Origin of the sequence: Vibrio sp. ECSMB14106 (assembly GCF_000972265.1) — a bacterium.
GTDB lineage: Bacteria > Pseudomonadota > Gammaproteobacteria > Enterobacterales > Vibrionaceae > Vibrio > Vibrio kanaloae.
The window spans coordinates 1-22,955 of record NZ_LAUM01000015.1; the positions used below are offsets into that span (position 1 = coordinate 1).

26 protein-coding genes and 2 pseudogenes are annotated in these 22,955 nt (G+C 42.9%); 4 read left to right on the forward strand and 24 right to left on the reverse strand.

Annotated features, from left to right (window positions below; translation table 11 throughout):
- Positions 1-74 precede the first annotated feature (74 nt).
- A pseudogene (locus WR49_RS11895) lies at positions 75-377 on the reverse strand (DUF2913 family protein); the annotation flags it as partial.
- A gap of 64 nt (positions 378-441) precedes the next feature.
- A pseudogene (tnpC, locus tag WR49_RS11900) lies at positions 442-1,868 on the reverse strand (IS66 family transposase).
- A gap of 477 nt (positions 1,869-2,345) precedes the next feature.
- Here tnpC and WR49_RS11910 point away from each other — a divergent pair.
- Positions 2,346-3,296 (forward strand): DNA-binding protein, encoded by a 951-nt coding sequence (locus tag WR49_RS11910; RefSeq protein ID WP_156155670.1) that lies wholly within the window; start codon positions 2,346-2,348, stop codon positions 3,294-3,296.
- A 2-nt stretch (positions 3,297-3,298) separates the two neighbouring features.
- The gene (locus WR49_RS11915; RefSeq protein WP_046224160.1) at positions 3,299-3,787 is read left to right on the forward strand and encodes a hypothetical protein; all 489 of its coding nucleotides are present in this window, start codon (positions 3,299-3,301) and stop codon (positions 3,785-3,787) included.
- Here the strand turns inward: WR49_RS11915 and WR49_RS20810 are convergent.
- The 4 genes from WR49_RS20810 to WR49_RS11935 form a co-directional block, all read right to left on the reverse strand.
- Positions 3,784-4,572 (reverse strand): hypothetical protein, encoded by a 789-nt coding sequence (locus WR49_RS20810; RefSeq protein ID WP_052715026.1) that lies wholly within the window; start codon positions 4,570-4,572, stop codon positions 3,784-3,786. The two genes, WR49_RS11915 and WR49_RS20810, sit on opposite strands and share 4 nt — an antisense overlap.
- A 1-nt stretch (position 4,573) precedes the next feature.
- The gene (locus WR49_RS11925; protein ID WP_089204968.1) at positions 4,574-5,542 is read right to left on the reverse strand and encodes a tyrosine-type recombinase/integrase; all 969 of its coding nucleotides are present in this window, start codon (positions 5,540-5,542) and stop codon (positions 4,574-4,576) included.
- 58 nt (positions 5,543-5,600) lie between these two features.
- Positions 5,601-6,149, reverse strand: a complete 549-nt coding sequence (locus WR49_RS11930; RefSeq protein ID WP_014386789.1) for a dual specificity protein phosphatase family protein — start codon at positions 6,147-6,149, stop codon at positions 5,601-5,603.
- A gap of 141 nt (positions 6,150-6,290) precedes the next feature.
- Positions 6,291-6,581, reverse strand: coding sequence for a hypothetical protein (locus WR49_RS11935; protein WP_046224161.1), 291 nt, complete (start codon positions 6,579-6,581; stop codon positions 6,291-6,293).
- Positions 6,582-7,152: 571 nt separating this feature from the next.
- Between WR49_RS11935 and WR49_RS21795 the strand changes: the two genes are divergently transcribed.
- Positions 7,153-7,398, forward strand: coding sequence for a helix-turn-helix domain-containing protein (locus WR49_RS21795; RefSeq protein ID WP_443083164.1), 246 nt, complete (start codon positions 7,153-7,155; stop codon positions 7,396-7,398).
- 2 nt (positions 7,399-7,400) lie between these two features.
- Here WR49_RS21795 and WR49_RS11945 read toward each other — a convergent pair whose 3' ends face one another.
- A complete protein-coding gene (locus WR49_RS11945; RefSeq protein ID WP_046224163.1) occupies positions 7,401-8,855 on the reverse strand; it encodes an LPD1 domain-containing protein in 1,455 nt (484 codons plus the stop codon).
- A gap of 140 nt (positions 8,856-8,995) precedes the next feature.
- On the opposite strand from WR49_RS11945, the gene WR49_RS11950 reads away from it, so the two are divergent.
- Positions 8,996-10,099 (forward strand): ISAs1 family transposase, encoded by a 1,104-nt coding sequence (locus WR49_RS11950; RefSeq protein ID WP_046224164.1) that lies wholly within the window; start codon positions 8,996-8,998, stop codon positions 10,097-10,099.
- Between the two features lie 160 nt (positions 10,100-10,259).
- Here WR49_RS11950 and WR49_RS21710 read toward each other — a convergent pair whose 3' ends face one another.
- The 17 genes from WR49_RS21710 to WR49_RS12035 form a co-directional block, all read right to left on the reverse strand.
- The gene (locus WR49_RS21710) at positions 10,260-10,385 is read right to left on the reverse strand and encodes a hypothetical protein (protein ID WP_017086067.1); all 126 of its coding nucleotides are present in this window, start codon (positions 10,383-10,385) and stop codon (positions 10,260-10,262) included.
- Positions 10,386-10,395: 10 nt separating this feature from the next.
- Positions 10,396-10,608 (reverse strand): hypothetical protein, encoded by a 213-nt coding sequence (locus tag WR49_RS11955; RefSeq protein WP_046224165.1) that lies wholly within the window; start codon positions 10,606-10,608, stop codon positions 10,396-10,398.
- 81 nt (positions 10,609-10,689) lie between these two features.
- Positions 10,690-10,902, reverse strand: a complete 213-nt coding sequence (locus WR49_RS11960) for a hypothetical protein (RefSeq protein ID WP_046224166.1) — start codon at positions 10,900-10,902, stop codon at positions 10,690-10,692.
- A gap of 13 nt (positions 10,903-10,915) precedes the next feature.
- A complete protein-coding gene (locus WR49_RS11965; protein ID WP_046224167.1) occupies positions 10,916-11,329 on the reverse strand; it encodes a hypothetical protein in 414 nt (137 codons plus the stop codon).
- A gap of 88 nt (positions 11,330-11,417) precedes the next feature.
- A complete protein-coding gene (locus WR49_RS11970) occupies positions 11,418-11,801 on the reverse strand; it encodes a hypothetical protein (RefSeq protein ID WP_046224168.1) in 384 nt (127 codons plus the stop codon).
- Positions 11,802-11,990: 189 nt separating this feature from the next.
- Positions 11,991-12,431 (reverse strand): hypothetical protein, encoded by a 441-nt coding sequence (locus WR49_RS11975; protein ID WP_046224169.1) that lies wholly within the window; start codon positions 12,429-12,431, stop codon positions 11,991-11,993.
- 77 nt (positions 12,432-12,508) lie between these two features.
- Positions 12,509-13,060, reverse strand: coding sequence for a hypothetical protein (locus WR49_RS11980; protein ID WP_046224170.1), 552 nt, complete (start codon positions 13,058-13,060; stop codon positions 12,509-12,511).
- Between the two features lie 312 nt (positions 13,061-13,372).
- Positions 13,373-15,151, reverse strand: coding sequence for a DUF7146 domain-containing protein (locus tag WR49_RS11990; RefSeq protein ID WP_041154738.1), 1,779 nt, complete (start codon positions 15,149-15,151; stop codon positions 13,373-13,375).
- 148 nt (positions 15,152-15,299) lie between these two features.
- Positions 15,300-15,860: a hypothetical protein gene (locus WR49_RS11995; RefSeq protein WP_014386773.1), complete on the reverse strand. Its 561-nt coding sequence runs from the start codon at positions 15,858-15,860 to the stop codon at positions 15,300-15,302.
- A gap of 219 nt (positions 15,861-16,079) precedes the next feature.
- On the reverse strand, positions 16,080-16,637 hold the full coding sequence (locus WR49_RS12000) for a hypothetical protein (protein WP_014386772.1): 558 nt from the start codon (positions 16,635-16,637) through the stop codon (positions 16,080-16,082).
- 82 nt (positions 16,638-16,719) lie between these two features.
- On the reverse strand, positions 16,720-17,625 hold the full coding sequence (locus WR49_RS12005; protein ID WP_052715027.1) for a hypothetical protein: 906 nt from the start codon (positions 17,623-17,625) through the stop codon (positions 16,720-16,722).
- Positions 17,626-17,710: 85 nt separating this feature from the next.
- Complete coding sequence (locus tag WR49_RS12010) at positions 17,711-18,097, reverse strand: DUF3846 domain-containing protein (RefSeq protein WP_014386770.1); 387 nt, start codon at positions 18,095-18,097, stop codon at positions 17,711-17,713.
- An 83-nt stretch (positions 18,098-18,180) separates the two neighbouring features.
- Positions 18,181-18,414: a hypothetical protein gene (locus WR49_RS12015; RefSeq protein ID WP_014386769.1), complete on the reverse strand. Its 234-nt coding sequence runs from the start codon at positions 18,412-18,414 to the stop codon at positions 18,181-18,183.
- A complete protein-coding gene (gene yfbR / locus WR49_RS12020) occupies positions 18,411-19,250 on the reverse strand; it encodes a 5'-deoxynucleotidase (protein WP_082082767.1) in 840 nt (279 codons plus the stop codon). Before yfbR ends, WR49_RS12015 begins: the two co-directional genes overlap by 4 nt.
- 329 nt (positions 19,251-19,579) lie before the next feature.
- A complete protein-coding gene (locus tag WR49_RS12025) occupies positions 19,580-22,072 on the reverse strand; it encodes a phosphoadenosine phosphosulfate reductase (protein ID WP_046224172.1) in 2,493 nt (830 codons plus the stop codon).
- Positions 22,073-22,148: 76 nt separating this feature from the next.
- Positions 22,149-22,397: a hypothetical protein gene (locus WR49_RS12030; protein WP_014386766.1), complete on the reverse strand. Its 249-nt coding sequence runs from the start codon at positions 22,395-22,397 to the stop codon at positions 22,149-22,151.
- A 67-nt stretch (positions 22,398-22,464) separates the two neighbouring features.
- Positions 22,465-22,896: a hypothetical protein gene (locus WR49_RS12035; protein ID WP_014386765.1), complete on the reverse strand. Its 432-nt coding sequence runs from the start codon at positions 22,894-22,896 to the stop codon at positions 22,465-22,467.
- Between the last annotated feature and the right edge of the window lie 59 nt (positions 22,897-22,955).

The following is a 22,955-nucleotide window of genomic DNA, read 5'->3' on the forward strand; positions in this document are numbered from 1 at the left end:
CAGAAGGTTAGCTACAGTTACATGTAACGAACTATTTATAATTATTGTAAAAGTGGCGAACTTTATCGTCAGAGTTACAAACTTTGTTGTCCACCGACATCAGCTAACAAATAAACTCTATTCGAAACGACAGCAGTATTTTCTTTAAATAACTCACTGTAAATAGCTAACGAACTCTCAATTAAGTTGAGGAATCCGTAAAACTTTTCAACATCATTGCCATAATTATTAACAAGAGATTTGAGCCTCCACAATTGCTCTTCCAACTTGTCACCTTTCTGCCCAGCGTAAATAAGAGCTTTAATATCTTTTCTTGTCTCCTTGTATGCTGCTTTTTTGAGTAAGGATTTCAGATAACGCATAACAATCGCATTTCGCTGATGGAGAGTAAGCGTTCACCGAGGTATCTTGACTTACCAGATCTGAAGAAACATATGCAGTTTATAGATCAAAAACGTTTGGGTACGGTCTCTTCGTCACAACAGCCGTGATGATTTCACTCAACACTGACATTGCCGATAAGCCACGCTTTTTACAGGTTTCGATGAGGGTATGTATCCTACTTCGGAATTTATCACCTGCATCCGAGGTCGTTCCGAAGCTAATTTTCCTTTGAATGACAAAACCTCTAATACATCGCTCAGCTTCATTATTGGTTAAGGAGATTGACGTTTTCTTGAGGAAAACCCACAAGCTCTCTCTATGTTTGAGTAGTAACTTGCATCGCCCTCTATACCGCTTGACCATCACACCTGTCCCTTTGCTCAACCAATGATCGAACGATTTTTGTAGCCTGTGCATTCGCCGCAAGTACCGTGAATAATCCAATTCACCTTGCTCATAACGGTGCCGAGTATGGAAAATGGCGTTCGTCAGCAAACAAAGGTGTTTGCCAATATAAGCGGTGTGGCCACCGCCACTATAATCCGCCATTTACTGAAGATTGCGCTTCACATGTGCCCAACATAACTGATGACGATCTGCGGCTATCCAGTTATAGCTTGGGCATTGGTCGCTAACCACAATGCCTGCATAGTCTTCATCGATGACTTTTTTTGCTGAGGAGGTTGAACGTGAATAGAGTATTTGTTCATAGACAAGGTCATCACTGGCCACTAACCAACACCAACGAAGGCTCGTTTCATCATTTCGGTGATGAGAGGTTTCGTCAGCATGAATCAAAGTCGCTTTCTTTAACGCTTGTTTTATCGCCTGATGCAATGGCGTTAGCATTGAAGCGACCTTCGTTTGCGCTTCGCTAATCGCGCCGACCGAAAAGGTTGTGCCAAGCTGTTCTTTAAGTAGAGATTGGATTTTCCGAACACTGAGGTGATATTGCCCGGCAAGAACTCCAATGTAACTTAATAAGTGCGGCCCTATAATCCCTTGCGATGCATCGTCAGGCTTTTGAGCCTTGACGGTTTCTTTACAGTGCCGACATTGACCTGAAAATAAACGGTATTCGGTGATATCGACAGTGGGTTTTGGAATATCGAAGACCTGATGGCGGTAGTAAGGGCCACCTTGAACATCGATATCAGACTGGGCACAGCAAGGGCACACTTCAGGAAAACAATCGATAACTATATCCGTTGCTTTCAGTCGTGAGAGTTTTCGTTGATGCCCTGTGTGGCCTTCTTTAGCTCCTCTCGAATTGCAACCACCAGAGCTTTGATCTTTTTTCGCTCATGCTTGTCCTTAGGGTTATCAGACGAAGGTGGTTTCGATGAATTTTTGGAGTTAGTAGCTTGTTTATCGGTAAGGTGGCGCAACTGTTTCCACAACTCTTCAATCAGTGCGTTTGCTTCGTTAAGGTCAGAGGCTACGGGCGGTTTCTCTTGATATTTAGGGGTTTTCTTTCTGCTCATAACAAACAGGATGAAGCACTGGAATGATCACTCAATAGCCAAGAATGGATCAAGTGCTGAATGTCACACTTTTTCTGTCAATAGGGGCTTGGTGAACACTTACGATGGAGAGGCACAAACCGACGTGTATCGCTACATTCCATATAAAGGTGTAACAATGTATTGATTACTAAGTCATTTACCAATTGTGGATAATCACCACTTTTTCTTCTCATTTATCACAACACCTCGCACTTAAAGAGTTGGTTTAGAACTGGTGTACCGAAAGTACAGTAATCGGTACACCTTACAACCTGTTCATTCTCGATTTAAATCATAGTAATATCCTTAAATATCAGTATGTTATGATTATTTATCTGGATGCAAAACAATCAAACTGTACTGCCATTCAATTCTAACATGTTAAAGGTACACTTGTTTGTAACTGTACCGTATTTGGCATACTATTGACGGTATACTTGATTTTTTTGAAGAGAAATGATTATGGAAAAGCGGCAACAAAGTCCTGCATTGACTTATTCAGACGTAAAAGGGGTCTGTGACCGTCTACATGCTTCCGGAGAAAAGATAAGCGGCAATCGAGTGATCGCAGAACTTGGCAGAGGTTCCAAAGGAACGGCTCTAGGCTTTGTTAGGCAGTGGCGTGAAGAGCTCGAAGCATCCCAGGCTCATTTAATGGAATCAATGGGATTCAGTGATGCATTTGCTGACTCATTTATGAAAGAGATGGGCAGGTTTCAAACTGCTATTGAATCTCGCTTTGAAGAAACGCTACGTGCTGCTAAAAGTTCCGAAGCAGAGGCTCTTTCTGCCTTAGCTGATGCTGAAAGCAAAATAGAGCGCCTTCAATTTGAAGTTCAAAAGAAAGAACAGTTGGCACAGGAACATAGCGAACAACATGCAGCGGCCAAATCATCTTGGACTACTACTGAACAGACACTGCGTGATCAACTAGAAGAAAAGAGTAGGGTGATTGTTGAACATCGAACTCAGATTGACCGATTAACCACAGACTTAGCCAAAGCGGAGATGCGTCTTGAGGACAGCAGTAAGCTGGTAGAAGAGGCTCAATCTAACCGTGAACAACTACGCTCTGAGTTAAAAGATATCCGCGAAAAACTCACCCAAGCAGAAACACAAAACGCGACTATAAGTGCTCAAAATGAAGCACTCCGTGAATCTTTAAAAGCAGAGAAAGAATCGTATCAAACAACTCAGGATAGAATTAACCATCTTCAAGAGCGGCTTATGCAATCAGAGAAAGGGTTGGGGCGACTGGAGACAATTAGCGAAGCTCTCGATACCGAAAAAGCAGCTCACGCGGCCACTTCAAAAGCAAAAAGCAAACTTGAATCTGATTTGAATTCCGAACGCAAAGCTCATATCAGTACAAAGAAAAAATTGTCGCAACTTGAGGTGAAAGATTAGTTATGAGCGAAACTAAATTGTTTGGTGAAGCTTTTAAAATCTATAACAAACACCAGCGTGTTGTAGTTCAGTTCCAGTATACAGAGACCCAAAAGGATGAATATCCTTCGGTCACAATCGAGATTGCGCCACTTCTTGGCACTGATGCAAACTGGCAGGAAAAAATTTCCGTCCAGTTGACAAGGTATGAGCTTACCAGCTTTACTCAGGTACTGTTCGGCCTTGCTCGTTTATCTGAGGGGGCTTATCACGGTTCTAAGCGTAACAAAGGTTTCAAATTACAACATAATGGACCCGAAGGGGTTTCACTATCCTTATCAGAAGCAGGGCAGGTTAAACAGTGTTTGTTTAATCCGCAAGAACGTACTGAATTAGGTTCATTTATCATTCGACGTCTTGCTATGGGATGGAAAATGACGGTTGCTGATGTGTTGGCAATACTCCGCCAAAGTGCTTTGCTTGAGAGAACAGCTAAAAAAACAGAGAGCTAGCGTTTTGAAACCATAGCGATCATCAGCAATATTACCCACCAAGGCATAGAAAATACAATTGTGGCAGACATAATAGATACACTGTAAAGCCAATAACCAACCACCATTTCGGTTAGTGGATAATAAGCCTCGAAAATGAAGACAATCCCCGTTAATAACACTCCTACGGCTATCGCTCCCTTCCATGCGCTCTGCATATCAGCTTTGCTTGGTGTCGAGTGAAACGCCACAACGCTGCTGATCAGCATCCAGAGCCAGAACTGAGGCTCCGAGCTCACGGAAAGAATCGCAATACCAGCACCAGAAATGCCGTACTGCACAGCATAGAAAGCATCTTTGACTGGATCGCCCGTTACTCCCATAGGAATTTCTACTATGCGCCAAGCCAGCGTATCCAATAAGCCTGGAAGCATTAGCTTTGTAGTTAAGTATATGACTGCACCAGCTCCTATCAAAGGAGCAATACCAATAAAGAAAAGCCCGACATTTTGCAACGGTGACAACACGTTCCATTGATGCTCGACGTATCCCAAGCGGCCATGCCCAGCTGTGTATTCAAAAAACTTTATTTTGGTTATTCGGTGCCGAAAAAGGAACGCCGCAATAGCATGACTGAGTTCATGAATAGGCACTCCAATAGCTGCTGTAGCTAAGTACACCCCCCGGCTGGCTTTATTGCGAAGTGCAATAGGGGTTAACAACTTTCCAATAAGGTTTTGAATAATGACCACCAGCACAATGGGCAGCAAACCAACTAAAAACCATGTCAGAAATGATACGAGCATGTTAAATTACCAACCTCTTACTTGCATTTCGCATTTGCTCATCTTTGATGCGAATATACCTTTGAGTGGTAGTAACGCTAGCATGTCCCATCATATCCTTTAAGGTCATGATATCAACGCCAGTTTCCAATAAGTCGTTCGCGTAAGTCCGACGCAAGTCATGAGGAGAGCAATGCTCTAACCCAGCTTCCATTCGTCTAGTTCTCAAGATTTCGTAGATTGCCTGATCTGTCATTCGACTGTCTTGTACATCATCATGTCGTCGAATTCTTGGAAAAAGAGGCCCAGGCTGTTCACCTCGAACATCATTAACCCACAATTTTAATCTTCGAAGCGTTCCGTCGGGCATAAAGGCCAATCGTTCTTTATTACCTTTACCCATAACTGTAATTGCTTGTTCTCGCCAATTTATATGACCTAGATCTAGGGCCACTATTTCACTTCTCCTTAAACCGCAGCCTAAAAGCACCCCAAAAATTGCACTATCTCTAACTCCTTTACATCGTGAGTCTTCATCACACACTTTGAAAAGCTGGGCAACTTCATGACGTTCTAGCGCTCTCCCTTTGGGAATTCTTTCGCCACGCACATTCTTTATTTGCTTGATATGGTGATAACTTTCCATATCAATCTGCTTCATTGTCCATGCTTCAAGAGCGACGCCTTTTAACCCAGCAAGATAGGTGTTAATGGTGTCTGGAGCTCTTCCTGCATCAATCAGCAAGTCAATAATACCCTGGACATGGTGGCGTCTCATTGTCCCCCAGTCACAATGAAACATGCTTTGGTTGCCCGTCATTTTGGCTACATTATTCAGGAAGTAACCCATTTTTTGACGGCTAAGCTTTGAGCGGAGACTAAGTAAATAGGCTGATGCCGCGTTAGTTTTTATACTGCTCTTAATCTGTTCTGCGGTGATCAGCTCTCCTTGTTGTTCCGCAGTTATTATGTTGTTAGCGTGATATTCCATGTTGGTTTCTCTTCTTTTCATGCACGTTGTATCGAGAGTAGGGGGCCACATTCACTAGTTATTTTTTAAGCCCTAAAGCTACCATCAATAAATCTACGAACTTCTGGGATATTGTTGGTTGCTTTTCTTCTTTAGGAGCTTTAGCAGCTTGTTCATATTGCTGGATCAAGGGTTCAAACCGTACTGGATTACATAGCAATTTATATACAGTCATATTTGGGCTCTCAATTGGTTTATTGCTTTCAAAACCAAATTGATCCACCAGGTATTTAGCAACAGCTCCGCTGCGTGAACGACCAAAATAGCAGTGAACGTAGATTTTATTCACTCCAGAGGAGATTAGTTGAGATATGAAATTTTTTAGTTTCTCTGCCTGTTCAGAATCAATATAAGAACAATAGCGCATTCGAAACTCATCTTTATGGATGTGGATAGCGTCTTCACTATAGCCTCCATCAAAAAAAGAATCTCTGTATATCAGCTCCCAGGAACCGAGTTCAGCTAAAGGTTTTCCCGGATCGGTGATAGAAATCATTGCTACTCCGGGCTCTGGGTGAATAGTCTCAGCCTCTCTCTGGCTAACAAAAATAACTTTTCCGTTACACATTGGTTCCTCTTTGAATGTTCTTTTGGGACAATAAAGTGGATTTAGTCTTTGTTTTAGTGGAACAGCTTTGTATCTGGCTGTTTTTTAATTGCTTTTACACTTTGTTCGTATGGTGCATTCTTGGTTTTGCTCATTGTTTCACTAGAACAGTGAATATCTGCTTGCGTCTTTAGGGTGGGAATCTAATAGTTCTTTGGCCTGGCGTTCACCTTCTGCTGTATTAACTGGAAGGGTTGTATAAACACCATAATGGCGCATGTCTACAATATAGTCTCTACAGCATAGAGCTACATTATGAACTTTGCCCTCTGCATCGAGACCACCAAAGGTATGACATGGCTGAGTAAACATTCGCTTGCACTTTGAGCAACGAGCGCTGTTTTTGCTGATCACTCTACTTAGAACTTTTTCAAACTTTGTTTTATTTAGCATATGTTACCTCCAGAACCTAAGCATCTTCCGTGACCGCGTAACAAATAAAATCCATAGCTCCTCGTTAACACCGTGCTCAAGAGTATGTTTTTTCATGTCCTCTTTTAGTTTATAGAACTCCCTTTTAAACAAGACATGCCGTATAAGGGTAACTGCAAAACCAAGAGTTGAAAGTACTGCTGCTACTAGTGCCATTTCAGTTAAATACACGATTTTCCGCCTCCGTACCTTGTTGTGCCGAAATATGAAAATAAAAGTGTATAGGTAAAATAAAGTTTGCCAACATACAACTCTATGTAGAATAGAGTTCGCCAAAATGGATAACGCCACTGCTAAACCACCCGGTATATCATGGTTTTAGAATAGGACGGCTATCGTTCCTTTTATCCACTCAAAAAGGTGCTTATACGTGACTTTATGCCACTCGTGCGCGAAAAGTGAGTCGCAAACTATTCGACCTTTAAATTTTACAAGCTCTACTTTGGAAAAGGTACATTTTCGTAAGTAGAGAATTTAAGGTTAATATTACACCAGTTATTGGTGTTCTGGAACAATAAAGTTTGTCTGTGACCTGCTTAAGGAGCTTCGGAAAAAAAGCAACTTATCTCAGGCTGACGCGGCCAACCATATCGGTGTTAACCAATCTTTCATTTCCAAGTTTGAAAATGGTCATACTGGGATTGACCTATTTGATGCATTAGCTCTCCTTGATTTGTATGGTATCGATCATGTTGATTTTTTCTATATGCTTGATCAGTTTAAAAAAAAGGAGATTAGAAAAGGTGCTCTACTCCACTACTTTTTATCAAGAAGCTAAACCTAATTACTCCAAATCCCTTTCATTAGATTAAACATCGAGTAGTTTAAATTCTTGCGTTCATCGCCTTGCGGGTAAGGATGCTTGTCATGATGTTCTTTAGGCACATCTGAAAGTAAAGTGTCCATAACAAGCCAATCACAACTTATTCCTTTGCTTATAAGTGAGTCCTGGACAAAAGCTTCAAAAGCCCTGGCTAACATCTCGCTTCTTTCTATCCAGTATTTTCGCGCTCCCTTCTGGCCTGCCAGTTTCTGTGATTGATTGAAATACTTAGTACCAGAGCAAAGTTGCTTAGTAATGATATTCCTCATAAGGAGAATGTTTTTCCTGAACTTATCAGGTGCGTTTTCCATGTCTACGCCAGTAATAAACTCACTGATCAATTTACCCTCATATCCTCTAGACCTTGCCAGAAGTGCATCAACTCCGTGGAACCACTCGTGAGAAATTGCACCAGGTCCACTCCGCCGAGTCAAATTGATGATATTTAGGTCTGGCTCATAATGGGCGCTTGCTTTCCCCTGCCCCCTTGCGCCGAAAGCTATGCCAAGTTGTCCTCCAAGCCCTATCCATCCGTCTGGTATCTCTAATATATGAGCTAATACCTTAAATGCATAAAAGCTATTGTTTACAAACAGTTGACGTTCTTTGTCTGGCATAGAGCTCCCAAACTGAACTCCTCTAAAATTGAACGTGTTTATGAATTGTTCTGGTGTAACATCATAGCTGAGCTGTATGTTTCTTATCGTTTCGATTTTCTTTCTGGGGATATAGGGCGATACATCCAAATTCATGTGACAACGTAACGCATTTATAGCATCCGTTTCACTTTTGAATTTGTTAGGGAACTCTTCTGTTTCTTTATATACAAACCGTTTTCCTTGTATCGAGCACAGTCGGTAGAATCCCCCCTCGAAGGCCACCGGAAATAGGTCAACATTGTATGGCTTGATTGTATAAGGCCACCCTAATTTTGGCAGCAAATGAATTAAAGATGATTGTCGTAGCGTCAAGGCAAACGGAGTTTTGTAGGTTCTATTTTCACCTCTACCAACAGCGTACAATGGGTAAACATCTCTAATATGTTGCCTACCAGTTTTCTTAGGGATACCCATCCGACTCTGAAATCGTTCCGGTAGCAACTTTACATCATCATTGTCAGCTACGTTTTCAAACAACTCTTGCAAAACAAGTAGTGATTTTTCGTATGCGTTTGTCCATTGCTCTTGACTGACAGATGGCTGAGCTGGACGGGGGTTATTCCTCCAACCAGAATAGTAAACCGATAAATATGCGCATACTTCAACTGACAGACCATCATCACACAATTCTTGCCAATTAGGTTCCGGCCAAATTGATTTAAGGCTAATGTTTGTGTCGCCGTTATCTTTCCCTAATACCAAATGCTTCTTTGCAAAAGGTAAATACTCTCCGGTGTCGTCTAACTTACCCATATAATAAGACTCTTGGTTCTACTATAGAATAAGGGTGGGATCGAACTTTAACCACTGAAAATAAAAGACTTTATTTTATTGGGAACTTTTCAAGGTAATCACGATCTGATCATGAAGTTAAAAATATGAGAAACTCGTGCATGATTATCATTGAGCAGCTAAAAAAAGTGAAAGATACCCGTTCGCATATCAACCAAGTGTATCCTGTTATGGAAGTGGCTTTCTTGGTCATAACCGCCATGATTTGTGGTCAAAATAAGTGGACTGATATTAAGGATTTCGGCGAAGGAAATATCGAGTGGTTGCGTGAGTATCTCCCCTACGACAATGGTCTCCCCACTCGGCATAATATTGCCGCGATAATGAGAACTGTTGTACCAGAGACGCTCTTGGAAGCGATGGTAGGCTGGGTCAATTTGCACAGAGAAAAGCATGCTCAGCCCATAATCAGCGTTGATGGGAAGGTTCTAAAAGGAGCGAAAGCAAGCAAACAAGAACACCCTCTCTATATGGTTTCGGCATTTGACGTAGATGAAGGTTTGACTCTCACACATCAACCTTGTGACGGTAAAGGTATGGAGCTAATAGCGATAAAAAACATGCTCGACGCTTTGGATGTCAGAGGGTGCTTATTAACTGCTGATGCGCTTCATTGTCAGGTTGAAACACTGAATAAAGTGGTTGATAAAGGGGGTGATTTCTTAGTGCAAGTCAAACTGAATCAGCCAAGTTTGTTAGCAGAGATTGATGCGCAGTTCCAAGACTATTGGGCTTTGCCAGAAGAACAACAGGAATCGTATATCACTGAAGATAAAGGGCATGGAAGAGAAGAGATTCGTGAGGTTTACGTGCTTCCTTCCTCCTTCAGCGAAGAACTCAAAGATAAGTGGAGTGTTGTAAAAAGCATTGTTGCGGTGGTAAGGGATAGAAGCATCAAAGGGAAAGGAAGCTATGAAACATCGTACTACATTTGCACAGACCATTTGTCTTTAGAGTTAGCCTCAAACGCAACAAGGAAACACTGGCACATCGAGAACCAGCAGCACTGGGCTTTGGACGTTATTTTCAAAGAAGATGAGCAGCGAATTTACGCTGGGGACTCGGCATTGAATATGGCTTGTTGTCGCCGATTTGTGCAGAACCTCTTCAGGAAGTCAGAAGGGAGCGTGTCTGTACCAAGGAAGATGAATAAGGCTACGTGGGACAAAGATTATAGAGCAAAAGTTCTCTTTACATCAGCTTAACAAAGTACGTTCGCGCCCTTACTATAGAATTACACTTATACACCAGAGAACACTTAGTTAACTAACGCGGAAATGCCCAATCTCGGCAGATTAATAATGCGTAGAAACGAAAAAACCCCACCAGCAATGATGGGGTTTGTTTGATCTAATAATGACAGTTCTAAGCTGGGGTGTGATTACCCTTTGGGCCCTTGCTATCACCTTCTTTTTGTCCAGCGTACCAAAAGATAACACCGACAGCGGCAATCGTAACGATTAGGCCGCCAAGCCATATCCAGAGTTCCATACGTTGCCTCCTATTCATCTACCGTTGATATTAGCACAATTACAGCCCCTAAGACGATCATAGCGGCACCTACCACACCAAATGCTATGGTTATAGGAAGGTGGTCTATTGCCTCAGCTCTCTTGAGTGCTAAACCTAGCCCTGAAAAAAGCACCAGGGCCAAACCTGCGGTTCTGAGCAAAACGGCAAGATATTTACCGACTGCTTCATATTTCTTTTTCATTTAGCTCCTGAATCTGATACGGAGCCAGCCCTATCAGGGCTTGGCCCCTCAAGGGTTAATAATCTAATCTACACTCGTAGATTACTTGGATAACTCATTGCGAATAGCGATGAGAAGATCCTCAGCTTTCAAGCCATGACCAGACACAGCGCCAATAACCTGTAAGAGATCGTCGGTTTTCTCGTTACTTTGAATGGCTTGAACGACAACCTTAGCCATCGCTGGCAGTAGTTGCTGTTTAGATTCACTTAGCTGCTCTGCAAGCTGTGAAACGACTTCGACATGGTTAGTCATACATTTCTCCAAGTTAGATACCTTTTAATCCTGCCTGGCTAGGATAAACAATACTGGCACGTTTTATCTCTTCTAGAAGAGCATTAAGAGATTCACCCTTTAAGGCAAACCCAACGAATTCAGCGATGTCATCATGGCTATCTCGCCATTGCATTGAGCTTTCAAAATGTTCAAGAACCCCATGCTTTTGCATGATTGGCCGTAACATCTGATCTCTCAACTCACAGCATTCTTTGTATTGCGCATATCTCAATCTGCGTTGATAAGCTTCCTCGGGAAGCTCCTCAATTGGACCAAGGCAGCAATAAGGAGCGGGATAAAGTATTGTCTTTTCACCGTTTGAGTTACTTTTCATATCTCTATGAGTATGCTTCCAGATCAATTGTATTTGCTCTGGTGTTCTAGTTTGAACTCCTGGTTTAGACATGGTTAATCTCCAAATAATAGGGAGGAGATTCACCCCTCAGGGAATGAATCTCCCTGCGGGGTTAAGTTTGAGCTACAACGGTTAATTGTTATAGCGACAGATGAGAGCCCTCTTCATGAGCGAGCATTATTGTGACGTCAGCCATGATCGAATCTGTTTTGATCACAACCTCCGTCGGCTGTAGTAATCCATCTATCGGCATAGGGTAATACAGACGGATGACTCTCCAGTTTTTATTATCAGTGAAAGCTACCTTTGTTTGAGCGACACATAAACGCAAAAACATTAGCAGGTAATCTTCCTCGGTATATTTACCATTCTCCTTGCAGATTGCTTTTGCAAGAGCAGGGGTAACAGCTACGTTGGTTAAAAATCCAGCCTTCTTACCGAGAATTGAGTAATCAACGATAATACCCTTTTCAATTGCTTGTTCGCGTACTTGAGTTGGGTTCAATTGAAGTGCTTGGTTCATATGGTGTACTCCTTTTTAATGGGTACACCAACCCCAAGAGGGTGATGTACCCTCGTGGGTTATAAAAAAGTGAATTAATGCTGTTTATTTTTGGCGACCAGCTATCGCACATCAGCGCTCAAGGCACTTTCCTAAGAAACCTGTTTAGGATGCTTAGGAAAGCGAGGGGTTTCCCCCTGCGCTTTTGAACTATCCCACGTTAACGACAGGGATACTTGCAACATTGACATTGAATACCCTGTCTATAACACTTTTTGCGAACTCAGCTACGGCGTATCCAATTGCCGAGTCCTTCTTATTTACACATATTTCAATTCGGGAAAAAGGAGTCAGGGGCAATGTTTTGCCTTTATGCTCAGAGCTATATTCAACAAGACATTCCCCATTTTCATCAGTACAAACATAAAGTTTATTGTTTTTAATCAAAAACCAGTCTGTAGCAAAACTATCGTGGTAAGTAAGACTACTAGTTTTTGTTACAACGACAGCCTGATAAAACCTTTGAACCTCTCCACCAGAAGCAATGTGTTCAACAACATTAATATAGTGGTATTGATATCCATCAATATTGCTATCGGTATCAATAATCACTTCCTGCCTTAATGAAGTGTTAAAAATATACTTAATCATTGTTATCTCCTTAGTTTTTAAGGAGAGAGCCCCTAGAGGGCACATCTCCCTCCAGGGTTAAACTGAAAAATTAATATTTATTCATTCAAAGTTAAAAACCATCGCTTCATTGGAACATTAACTTCAATCATTCCATTACCACAATAAGCTCCCCAAAAGTTATAAGTAGTCTCAAACATATCGAACTCGAATAGTGTTTGAATATGCTTATCAGTAATGGGGTTAAATGGTCCACCGCAGCCAACATGCATCGCTATGCCATAATCTCGCATATCGAAATCATCTAGGTTTTTTCCACCCACAGAAGCTATCAAATTCTCACCTCTGATTTCACCTTCACGTAAAAGCAAAACTGCTTCTTCGTAACTCGCATATTGTGTCGTTAAATTCACAATATGCCCATGCTTAGGTTTGTGTTGTTCCGATAGTGATTTCAGTAGTTGCTTCACACTCTGAAATCTTGCGTAAAGCCCTGGCGTGAATTGTCCTGCGAAAGTTAAGTTCGGACAGATCAACTCAAGCATGTCGTCAGGTATAGAACTAAGCCCCATTTGCTTTGCAAGCGGCTCAGCTTTTTTCATTGCTTCTTCAACTACCATTGGGTTTCGAAGATGTTGCGGCATATCCATAGTTATTCTCCTTTGGTGAGACGAACAGACCCATCAGGTTTGGTTCCCCTCAGTAATTAGATGGTCCGGTAGCTAAAATGCTACCGGAGTTTATTAACAATCTGAGCTGCCTGTTCTGCAAACGGCCCAGAGTAATGTATGTCCATTTTTTTTGAACACCAGACAGTTCCAATTATTAATTGGTTGAAGTTTCTGTCTTTGTAACGTTGACGCATCAATTCTAGATAGGCGCTCTCATCACCTTCCCACCCCAAAGGAGGTGAGAAGGGACAAGTAGCTTCGTTACCTGGCTCAGTGTTTACTTCTGCTAGGTTATACACGCCCATAAGCACCAGCCCTACGCGCAATAAACTCGCGGAGTGTACTAATCGGCGGGAATCCCATCTGTCCTTGAGTTACCAGGACATCGTTCCAATCTATACCTTTTGCACGAGGTGGAATGGGCAGCTTAGGTAACAGCACATGAACTGTATATCCTTGCTTTTCAAGCTTAGATTTCAGCACATTTGCGGAGCGTTCCCCTGTTAGCGACTTATCCTTATCTGCAAAGATAACGACAGTGTGGATGTCTAACTCGTCTGGAACTTCAAAGTTTTCCAAAAGAGTAGCATTCACTGTGGACCATGTAGGGATGTGAGTAGCACGGAACCCAGACAATGCTGTTTCCAAGCCTTCTGCCAAACCTAATACTCCTTCTGTTGGCATACCTAAGCGAACTGCACCGCCAGTGACACTCAATCCATCAGGAACAGGCATCATCTTTTTAGCGCATTCTACTTTGGCCTTCTTACCACTTTTGGTCAGATATGTACGATGTAAAGTAACCAAGTTTCCTTTCGCGTCTCGGATGGCTTGTACTGCGGCTGGAAATTTTCCAACCTCATTACCATCTTCATCGTAATAGGACATACTTGGGTGGAATCGCAGGCTGTCTGTCTGTTCTACTACATCATGTGCAAACAAAAGTTTGCGATTGACGAAATAGGCACGTAACGGCTCAGCTGCTGCACAGTTAAAGGGCAAACATTCATTCCAGATCTTCTCAATTTTTTCACAAAGGCGAGCATTGTAAACACGTTCGCGTTGAGCTCTCTTTTGCATTTCCTCTTGAAGTTCCATCAACCAAGGCTTTGACTGCTCAGCAAAGAGCGGAACAACCTTGCTTTCTGAATGTTCTTGTTCAACTACGGCTTCTTGGTGATGCTCAACAGGGCTACATGAAGAATGATTATCCTCATGTTGTTCTGTCGGAACATTTGAATCAGCCCATGACTCTTCGTTATAAGAACCAGGAGCAGAGTGAGAGACATAGCTGCTGTTTGAAACCTTTGCCTGCGCTACAGACTCTGGTTTAGCAGTACGAACACTCTTAGTTTTCACTTCAACCAACCACGTATTGCGATGTGTTTGAACTGGTTTCTCACCAATGATCTCTCCAGTGCCTTCTTCAAATACAGGCTGCATTACGGTAACAGCTTCACGTCCCAAATTTGTGAGAGTGACTTCATCACCATATACAGCACCGCATTCTCCGATTGCTCTTTCTAGATCAACGCCCCAAATCTTACGTTCATTGCCCGTTGATAAACGAATGTAAGCAAAATAGCTTGGTTCATTTATCGGGTCGTCCTGGTAAGGAGCTTGACCGTGAGCAATTAAAGTGCCCTGATACTTAGGGCGACGATTTGGATCGTATTTGGTGTTATTCACTTTTGCCGGAGCAGATTGCTGTGCTCGGCGCGGTGAACTTGTATTATTGGAGCTTTGCTGACGCTTGAAATGCTTTGGAGCCATCAACAAGTCACCAACTTGCTGTAGGCATTCAGCAAAATCCCACCCTCTTGCTTGGTTTAATAGCTCAAAGCCATCATGCCAAGAACCGCAAGAACAAATAGCACCACCTGTTTCGTGAGCATCTTTGAACATACGGAAGTCTTTTTTGCCACCATGAAACGGACATGTAACATGGGACTTTCCCGCTTTTTTGAGTGCTGGTTCCAGTTCAGGCATTAAATGCGCCAAAATGAAAAGCCATTGACCCTTAGCGAGGCTACGAACTTCGTCTGCTTTATAGAAATATGAGTTATCCATAGTGTTTCTCCTTAGCTGAAACCCCGACATCGAGGCTTCCCTAAGTCCCCCGTATCAGGGGCTTTAGGGAAACCCCGACACCGGGAAAAAATAGCCAAGGAGGCTCCCCTACCGGAGATGCTCTCCCCGGCTGGGGTTTGATTTTGGGCTATTGACCATTAACTCTGCGTATGGCCTTACCCAAGAAGGATTGCATCAGGTGATTACCTGATGATTTGAAGTAAGTTAGCCAGTCGATCCAATTCCACTTAGCGTAATCATCAAGAGATGGAGGGTTAAAAGCTCCCCAAATCTTACTGTTTACGCCTTCGCGGAGAACGTAAGCTACTTTCTCGATTACTTCTTCTTTACTCATTAGAGTAGAGATTTTGCAAGGAGGCATCATAATGAGGCTCTCTGCTTGTTCATGAGTAATCTTCTCTATGGTGCCAGCGTTGATATCCACGACAAACGCTTTGGTTTCTGGTCCTTGTTCTGACCAGATCCAATACGTTATATGAACGGGATTAACGCCAAGTCCGACCGGAACGATTTGAGTTCCAGAAGGACGCAGTAACCAAACGAATTTACCGCTTGGATTGCTTTTGAAACGTTCGAGCTCTTTACCATCAATCTCCAAATTAGATTTGAAATGGAGAGGTAGTTTTTCCGCATTCGAAATTTCAAGCATACGTTGTTGCAGATGTTGCAGAATTGCAATGTTAGACATAGGTGTACTCCTACAGTTTGCAGGTACACCTGGCCCATGTCGGGTTGGTGTACCCGACTGGGTTATGAAGGGTGAAAGAGAACTTTCACTTAAATTGAATGCTGTTTGTTTTTAGCGACCAGCTATCGCGTCTTCACTCTCAATGAGAGTAGAATTCGTCACTTTCCGTTAGGTGCTCTATAACACCTAAGGGAAAGTGGGGGCTTTCGCCCCTCACTGTTAATCATCGTAGAAATATCCTTGCTTGTCACACGACTCTGATGCCGAATAGGCTTCATATCGCGCATTTTCGTTAAACGAAAATTTCAGAGGATAAGCAATTGAAGGCGGAGTTTGCTTTGTTAAACGTCCATTCCATTCATGCTGTTCCATTGTGCCAGATACTCCATCGACGGTGAACATTTCATCATAACCATTTATCTTTACAATCGGGAAGTCAAACAAGCCAAGAGCTTCTATCACCATCACCTTGTCTGAACAAGCATAAACTTGCTTGTTCTTATCTCGGTAAAAATCAAAGCCACAGCTCAGATAAACCCCTATGATCCGCAAAGTTTCGTCATCCATTCCAGATGCAATGTTCTTATCTAAGTTTGCTTTTGCCAGCCAGACATGGGCGTTGACTCCACCAAATATGCCATAGCCCTCGTAAGCATTTTCCTGTAATGGTTTCTGACCATGAGGTTGTAGTAAGTAAACAGTGCGAACTTGACGTCCAGAATATACATTCGAGATGCTTTCTTTTGAATCACACGTTTTCCAGCTAAAAAATCCCATAGTGTTTCTCCTTCAATTATTTAAATCGAAGGGGGTTGCCCCACAAGGGGAGCAAGCCCCCCTCTAGGGTTAAGTAAAAATGTTAGGCCGCTTTACGAACTAACGATTCCTGCATTTGATGATGTTCTGATATAGCATTGTTGAGCTGTATTTTACGAACTTCTGCTATGGCATTACTGACCAATTCGCGGCGGTAACTTCCATAACTTCTGTCATTAACATCTATAACCAGGCCACCTATAGATTCAGATGCTAGTTCCTCTTCCGTCTCTCGGTCGAGGATCTTAGCTTCCAACCTCAGATAGCGCTGCTTACCATCAACAATATCCTGTATTGTTTGTAATGCTAACTCTTCGTCCCAGCATCCAATATCAAAGTCATGCTCGGGATGCTCTTTAAGCTGGACTGTGTAGTCAGCTGTATTAAACTCCCAGGAAACAACTTCTTCGTATGACGTACCTTCCACCAGCGCATAGCCTTCGGCTTCAAGCTGTTGAGATGTAGATTTGATGTCATGTTCGAGACGACTCACAAAGTCGTTCCAAATGCTTTGCCATCTAGTGATGTGCTCATCAGTCACTTCACCTGTTACCAGACCAGCGGCACGAATCGCTTCAAAATGCTCCTCAGAGAAACTTTCAAAATCGACTTCATGACAAAGATCCATGCAGTTATAGTGGCTGTACCGATGCCCATGAGAGTTTCGCTCAATCGACATTCTGCAACATCCTATATCTGCTTCCCTTAATATTTCCAACATAGATAATGCTTCTTTACGAACCAAAAGGTTTTTTACGCGAAGTACGGCGTTTTCACCTGCTGTATTTGGGTCATAAATTCGCAGCATAAGCTTCTCTAGATCATCCTCATCGAGGTTTCCATAGAAACTCATACCATCACCTTGACAGTAACTAAGGCTGTACTCGATTGTCAGACCTTCTGGGTAGCCAAGTTTTTTCAGTTGGTTATTGAAATGAGTTTTAATCATAGCTATCTCCTTGTTTTTTTGAGGAGACACCTCCCCCTAAGGGATTGGTGCCCCCTTAGGGTTTTAATGATTTCGGATTTAATAGTTAAGCACAGATGTCCAAAAGACCTTTCCGAGCGATCAACTGATGCTCTTCAAAGTCTTCCGGTGCAGAAGTGTCATAACCTTCACCATCGCTGTAATCTGGAGTACCCAGCACGATGATGTTGCCTACAACAGGTGAATCTGCACCATGTAATATACAACCGAGCTTGATACCGCTACTGAACAGTCCTTCTTCATCAAGATAAAGACTGACTGTTTTTCCATTCGATAGCTCCCAATCAAAGCTCTGGACCATGCTACAGCCGATTAGCTTATACATAGTTTGTAATCCGTCTTCTTTTGGAATATCGACTGGAGTGCAGCCTTCTGCGGTTATTAAATAGCCTTTGTTAGTGGCCTTAGACATTGCTTCATCACAAATTGACATGGAATCCTCCAAATATGTCATTGAGGGACACCAAGGCCCCAAAGGGGCTTTGATGCCCCGTTAGGGTTTAAAGATTGGTTTACTTATACGGTCACAGCGTCGATATCTAGGTATTGGCGGCAACCTGTTTTAGGGTGACAGCGGTGGCGAAAATTGTGCTTACCACCTTGCGTACCCATGTATTGCCAACACTCTCCAGTAACTGACTCTTCACAAACCGCGTCGCCATTATTTAATGGATGTTGGGCCAATTCGTTCCACATTTTGTCCCATTCATCTGTATTTCTTTGTACTAGTTTGAAGTCATTATTATTCATACTTCGGTACTCCCAACCCACTGCTTTCCAAGGTATGCCTCAACTCCCATACGGGCCCATTCCGAAGAGATGGTTAACATGGAAAGTGTTTCATGAGTCCAAGGTGCAGTTGGCTTGATTCGTTTGAGCTCTTTGCCTTCGAGATCTGTCAGAATAAGATCTGATTGTTCATTTCCAGCAAGAATATCTGGCTCTCCCGGACGCTGATCAGTAACAAATTTGATGTAGCAACCTTCGTCATCGCTACATGACAGCAATTTATCTACTGACAAGTTAAGTCCAGCACCGAACCATTGATCTATTGCTTCTATCTCAGGGAAATCAGATTTCAACTGAGATACAACGCCAATCATCTTGTCGAGAGCATCTTGGAACTCCAGCGCATTGCCAGCTGCCACTTCAAGTTTGCACTTGATATATGCAGCGTAGGTATCGCAGGCTTTCACCAGTTGCTGTTCATAGCCACCTGGTGAAAATGCTTCCGCGACTGCACCTTGAAGCTCCAAAGGTAGCGTGTGAATTAACTGCTCCTCAGCAGCTTTTTCAAGTCGCTCGAACTCCCTCGCCAAAGTGTCATTAGCCTTTTTTACTGGCGTCACAACATCCTGACAGAGAACTTCGGCTACATCATGTAGTGCTGCGTGGGAAAGCATTTTGGCAAGATCGACCTTGTTCCCCTTTTGGTTTGCGACATGACCAGCGAGAAGAGCAAGCAACGTAACGGTAGCACTATGCTCCAAGACTGATTCAGGCTGTACTGAATGCATCAGTGACCAGCGTTTTATCAATCGTTGACGCAAAGCAAGTGCTAGGAATCCATAGTTTGAATTTGACATAGTATCCTCCAATGAAGTTTGAAGGGTACACAGTTACCACATAGGTCCCGTGTACCCATGTGGGTTAAGTTGTGAGAGTCCTTGTGGACTGTTCTTGAGGTGTATTTTCGGCCTGACACCGAAATATTTAATCAGATTTCTGATGGAATGTATTCCATTCAGAATGTAGTTGCTGCTTGTAGGCCAGCTACCTTTCAACGTCAGCAAAGCCGACATTTTTTTTAGTCTATCGCCAATCCAAATGGTTCACGAAACGTCTATTTGCCCTTTTAGGGCGTTTGGTTCTCATAAGTAAAAAACCCCAGCAAAAATGCCGGGGTTTTTGTTTACTAAGCCACTAATGGAAGAGCCAATTGAGTTTCATCTTTCAGAGCATCTTGTTCCTTTCTGCTAAGGATTACGCGGTTCATACGAACTATCAATAGCGAAATGTGTCGTAACAAACGTTCTGGTTGTCTTTTGGACAGTTGGTGGACCCAATGCGGATAGTCATCGAATGTTAATGATGAACCATCTTCAAGACACTGTTTTGCTGCCTCAAATTCACTTTTTATAGCCACCATGATTTCACTCAACCATTCTTGCCCAATGGCACTATGAGCAGAGGCAACCAAGTCAATTGCCTTGCTCTTCGTTGCTTGGTAATAGCGGTATATCTCTGGTCGAGACTTACTTTCTTTCTCTACTTCTAAGAACATAGAAAATGCGTTGCTAGCTAACCAAAACTGATCACGAAGTGAGTTGTACCACTGACTTCTTGTTTCACGTTGCTGGGCATCTTCTTCGGCTCTTAGTTGATCTTCAATCCATTGCCCAGTGAATGTTTTATTCACTAAATGAACACGAATCGTTAGATCCAGATTCAACCACCATCTTACTTTTGCAATTCTTGCTTTAATCTTTCGAGCCACCAGCGCCTTGTACTTTTTATCGGTTAGTACTTTCAGATCAGGGCGAGAGGAAACACCTTCCATCGTTTGATAACCGGACAGTCTCATTTGATGATAAGTTTGTCCTCTTTGCATCATTTTATGATACATAGACCCTTTTCCTTTAGCGAAGCTGATCGCACCAAATCGCAAGTAAAATTGCGCGGCATATCCTGGTGTGTACATCCCAGATAATACCTTCTCTCTTAATCGAGGATATTCTTCCCATAGAATAAAATTGGCTGCATCTGCTTCTACTACAACCTCTTTTTCTTCTGCGAAGCTTACCACTCGTCTGACACCATCGTTAGTGTTGATAACCCTAGCTGCGCGTGGGTCATCGCCACCATCAAAGTATGTCATTTCCGCAAGCGGATCTGATAGACCATCAAAAAGACTACCATCCCCCCACCTATCAACCTTTACCCATAACGGTTTCGGTATCGGTGTTCTCGGGACTTCTTGTTGGTGTACTTCATCTTCCAGAAGATCAAGTTCTCCCATAGTCCAAACTCGATGATAAATTTCAAGAGCATGGAACGGCTTGTCATTGAAATGATGGTAAGACCACATAAAGTCGATATGGCAGATCGCAGACTCAGAAACAATTCGAAACTGCGGTTCGGCCATACGTCGATTCCATGCTGTGTCTTCAATTAAGCCAAGGTTTAACTTCTCAGCTACTTCCATAGCTCGCTTAGCCTCGACATAATCCATTGATACGCAAACATGCAACAAGCGCTCTAGAAATTTCGGGCTATACACATCAGGTTGGAGTTTAATGTACCCCCCCTCGTATATTGTCCGACCGATGGGATGTCGGTCTTCCCAGGCATACCTCCGCTTTGCTAGATATCTCTGAATACGATTGAGTCCGGCCATATAACCAAACTTATCTTCATCAGAAGACAGCATGTTTTGCATACTCTTATCGAGCCCGACAGCTTGGCAAGCCCAACAACCGAAACGGGCTCCGCAAGCTTCACTCTTACGCTTCTCCGCAGCTCCAATAACACACTCGCCCGTTGCTTCTTTGTAAAGCTGTGCAGTAGTGTTATTACTCGCTAGATAACTTGGTAAGGGGTATTTAGCATCGGCTCCCGAGCTTAATAAAAAATCCCACACATCAGACATCAGCCAGTGTTTGATCACATACAGTTCTCCACCGTGCTTAGTGTTCACTACTTTTGCTGCTGAACCGCCAAATTTGGCAATATTTGCAGCGCGAGTAGAGCTTTCAGAATCACGGCTTCCTAACATCAAGCAAACCTTATTTTGAACCTCCTTAGGAAGGTCTTTAACGTAGGCAGCTTTAGCTCTTCTTGCTGATGTGATTTTCAGTTCCTGTGAACACTGACGCGCTGAACTATTGGAAAACGTAGGCAGTCCACGTCCAGTAAGCACCCTTCCAGTCCAACTCTGTGTAATACCTGGATTAGCGATCACGATATTAAGAGGAATCGCTTCTTTCTTAATAAACCGTTCTAACGCTTCAAGTTTCACATCAGCAAGCCAGCGAACTTCTGGGTTCTCTATCCCGGTATCAGTGTGTAGGATAAAATGATGTTGGCTAATACGTTCTCCATTTCTAACTGCCCTTACCAGAGCCATCAAAAATAGGTGCAGTACTGTCTCAGAGTCCTTGCCAGATGAGTAACCAAGCATCATGGTCCACCCGTCTAGCAAAGCTGCGTAGATTGCCTGTACTGAACTTTCAATCAGCTCAGACAAACAAGTATTTCTAGTGGCATCTCGGAAGTTTAGTTCTTCATCTTCCTTGAGTGTTTGCCAAACTTGATCCCATTTATCCCCTTTTGCAATCAATGAAGACGCATGAATAACGGGTGTTTCATCAGCACAAACTGACGCAAGCATGTCAAGTTGATGTTGCATAGTATCCTCCGTACAAAGTATGGAGGGCGCACGCCCCCACAGGGACATACACCCCCGTGGGTTTGATATTGAAATATTAAGGAATGATCGGCAGCCAATTATAAATGCGATATGCAATGTATAAACAAGGCACTCCAAATACGAGCCCCCAGAACTGCGCTACTGCATATTGTTTTGCATTCTCAAACCATGCGGCCATATCGGTAAGTAACGGGGGCCAGTCAAACGAAATGGCGACCAAAAGCGGCACCAAAACACACAAACTACCCACAACAGTCAAAACCGATACAATAATATTTCGTTTTTTATGATCGTATTGATACATAAGCTTATTTCCTTCTAGAGTGGGCTCAGAAGCACCCTTCTGGAGCTTCTGAGCTTTTGGATAGGCGTTAGCCTAAAATGATGGGAGTGATCCCAGTGAAAAAACCAAGAATGCCGAGTAATGCGCCTACCACTCCAAGACGGATTGATAAGCGAATAGAGAAGTCAGGGTGGAACCAGAACCACTGGTAAATTTCCCACCAGCGAGCTCTCCGCATTTCCAGTGAAACCTCTTCTTTAAATTTCACTCCAAGAGCATCAACGGCATCGTAATCAAGACCAACAGCATTTTTGGTAATCGACATTGTTCCTGGGTTGCCCATTACATATCGAATTACTTTTGTGCCGTTATCGGGGTTATAGATCACTACTGGCTCACGTCGAAAGAAACGATTAGGATCTTTTCTCTTTGAGTCTACGTTTCGGTTATTTAACCGGACGATATTGTGACCTAAACCTGAATCTTCCATTGGAAGACGAACTACAGATTCAATTTTCATAATTGTCATCTCCATGTTGAATGGAGATAGCCCCCGGCAGGGACTATCCCCACGCGGGT

What these genes read in the sequence shown, in the direction of transcription:
- WR49_RS11935 (WP_046224161.1), bottom strand. Translation starts at nt 6,581, where the DNA reads ATGCTAAATAAAACAAAGTTTGAAAAAGTTCTAAGTAGAGTGATCAGC.
- WR49_RS11930 (WP_014386789.1), bottom strand. Translation starts at nt 6,149, where the DNA reads ATGTGTAACGGAAAAGTTATTTTTGTTAGCCAGAGAGAGGCTGAGACT.
- WR49_RS20810 (WP_052715026.1), bottom strand. Translation starts at nt 4,572, where the DNA reads ATGCTCGTATCATTTCTGACATGGTTTTTAGTTGGTTTGCTGCCCATT.
- WR49_RS11975 (WP_046224169.1), bottom strand. Translation starts at nt 12,431, where the DNA reads ATGATTAAGTATATTTTTAACACTTCATTAAGGCAGGAAGTGATTATT.
- WR49_RS11970 (WP_046224168.1), bottom strand. Translation starts at nt 11,801, where the DNA reads ATGAACCAAGCACTTCAATTGAACCCAACTCAAGTACGCGAACAAGCA.
- WR49_RS12025 (WP_046224172.1), bottom strand. Translation starts at nt 22,072, where the DNA reads ATGCAACATCAACTTGACATGCTTGCGTCAGTTTGTGCTGATGAAACA.
- WR49_RS11995 (WP_014386773.1), bottom strand. Translation starts at nt 15,860, where the DNA reads ATGTCTAACATTGCAATTCTGCAACATCTGCAACAACGTATGCTTGAA.
- WR49_RS11910 (WP_156155670.1), top strand. Translation starts at nt 2,346, where the DNA reads ATGATTATGGAAAAGCGGCAACAAAGTCCTGCATTGACTTATTCAGAC.
- WR49_RS11980 (WP_046224170.1), bottom strand. Translation starts at nt 13,060, where the DNA reads ATGGATATGCCGCAACATCTTCGAAACCCAATGGTAGTTGAAGAAGCA.
- WR49_RS12005 (WP_052715027.1), bottom strand. Translation starts at nt 17,625, where the DNA reads ATGATTAAAACTCATTTCAATAACCAACTGAAAAAACTTGGCTACCCA.
- WR49_RS11925 (WP_089204968.1), bottom strand. Translation starts at nt 5,542, where the DNA reads ATGGAATATCACGCTAACAACATAATAACTGCGGAACAACAAGGAGAG.
- WR49_RS11950 (WP_046224164.1), top strand. Translation starts at nt 8,996, where the DNA reads ATGATTATCATTGAGCAGCTAAAAAAAGTGAAAGATACCCGTTCGCAT.
- WR49_RS11965 (WP_046224167.1), bottom strand. Translation starts at nt 11,329, where the DNA reads ATGTCTAAACCAGGAGTTCAAACTAGAACACCAGAGCAAATACAATTG.
- WR49_RS11955 (WP_046224165.1), bottom strand. Translation starts at nt 10,608, where the DNA reads ATGAAAAAGAAATATGAAGCAGTCGGTAAATATCTTGCCGTTTTGCTC.
- WR49_RS11915 (WP_046224160.1), top strand. Translation starts at nt 3,299, where the DNA reads ATGAGCGAAACTAAATTGTTTGGTGAAGCTTTTAAAATCTATAACAAA.
- WR49_RS11945 (WP_046224163.1), bottom strand. Translation starts at nt 8,855, where the DNA reads ATGGGTAAGTTAGACGACACCGGAGAGTATTTACCTTTTGCAAAGAAG.
- WR49_RS12030 (WP_014386766.1), bottom strand. Translation starts at nt 22,397, where the DNA reads ATGTATCAATACGATCATAAAAAACGAAATATTATTGTATCGGTTTTG.
- yfbR (WP_082082767.1), bottom strand. Translation starts at nt 19,250, where the DNA reads ATGTCAAATTCAAACTATGGATTCCTAGCACTTGCTTTGCGTCAACGA.
- WR49_RS12035 (WP_014386765.1), bottom strand. Translation starts at nt 22,896, where the DNA reads ATGAAAATTGAATCTGTAGTTCGTCTTCCAATGGAAGATTCAGGTTTA.
- WR49_RS12015 (WP_014386769.1), bottom strand. Translation starts at nt 18,414, where the DNA reads ATGAATAATAATGACTTCAAACTAGTACAAAGAAATACAGATGAATGG.
- WR49_RS11960 (WP_046224166.1), bottom strand. Translation starts at nt 10,902, where the DNA reads ATGACTAACCATGTCGAAGTCGTTTCACAGCTTGCAGAGCAGCTAAGT.
- WR49_RS11990 (WP_041154738.1), bottom strand. Translation starts at nt 15,151, where the DNA reads ATGGATAACTCATATTTCTATAAAGCAGACGAAGTTCGTAGCCTCGCT.
- WR49_RS21710 (WP_017086067.1), bottom strand. Translation starts at nt 10,385, where the DNA reads ATGGAACTCTGGATATGGCTTGGCGGCCTAATCGTTACGATTGCCGCT.
- WR49_RS12000 (WP_014386772.1), bottom strand. Translation starts at nt 16,637, where the DNA reads ATGGGATTTTTTAGCTGGAAAACGTGTGATTCAAAAGAAAGCATCTCG.
- WR49_RS12010 (WP_014386770.1), bottom strand. Translation starts at nt 18,097, where the DNA reads ATGTCAATTTGTGATGAAGCAATGTCTAAGGCCACTAACAAAGGCTAT.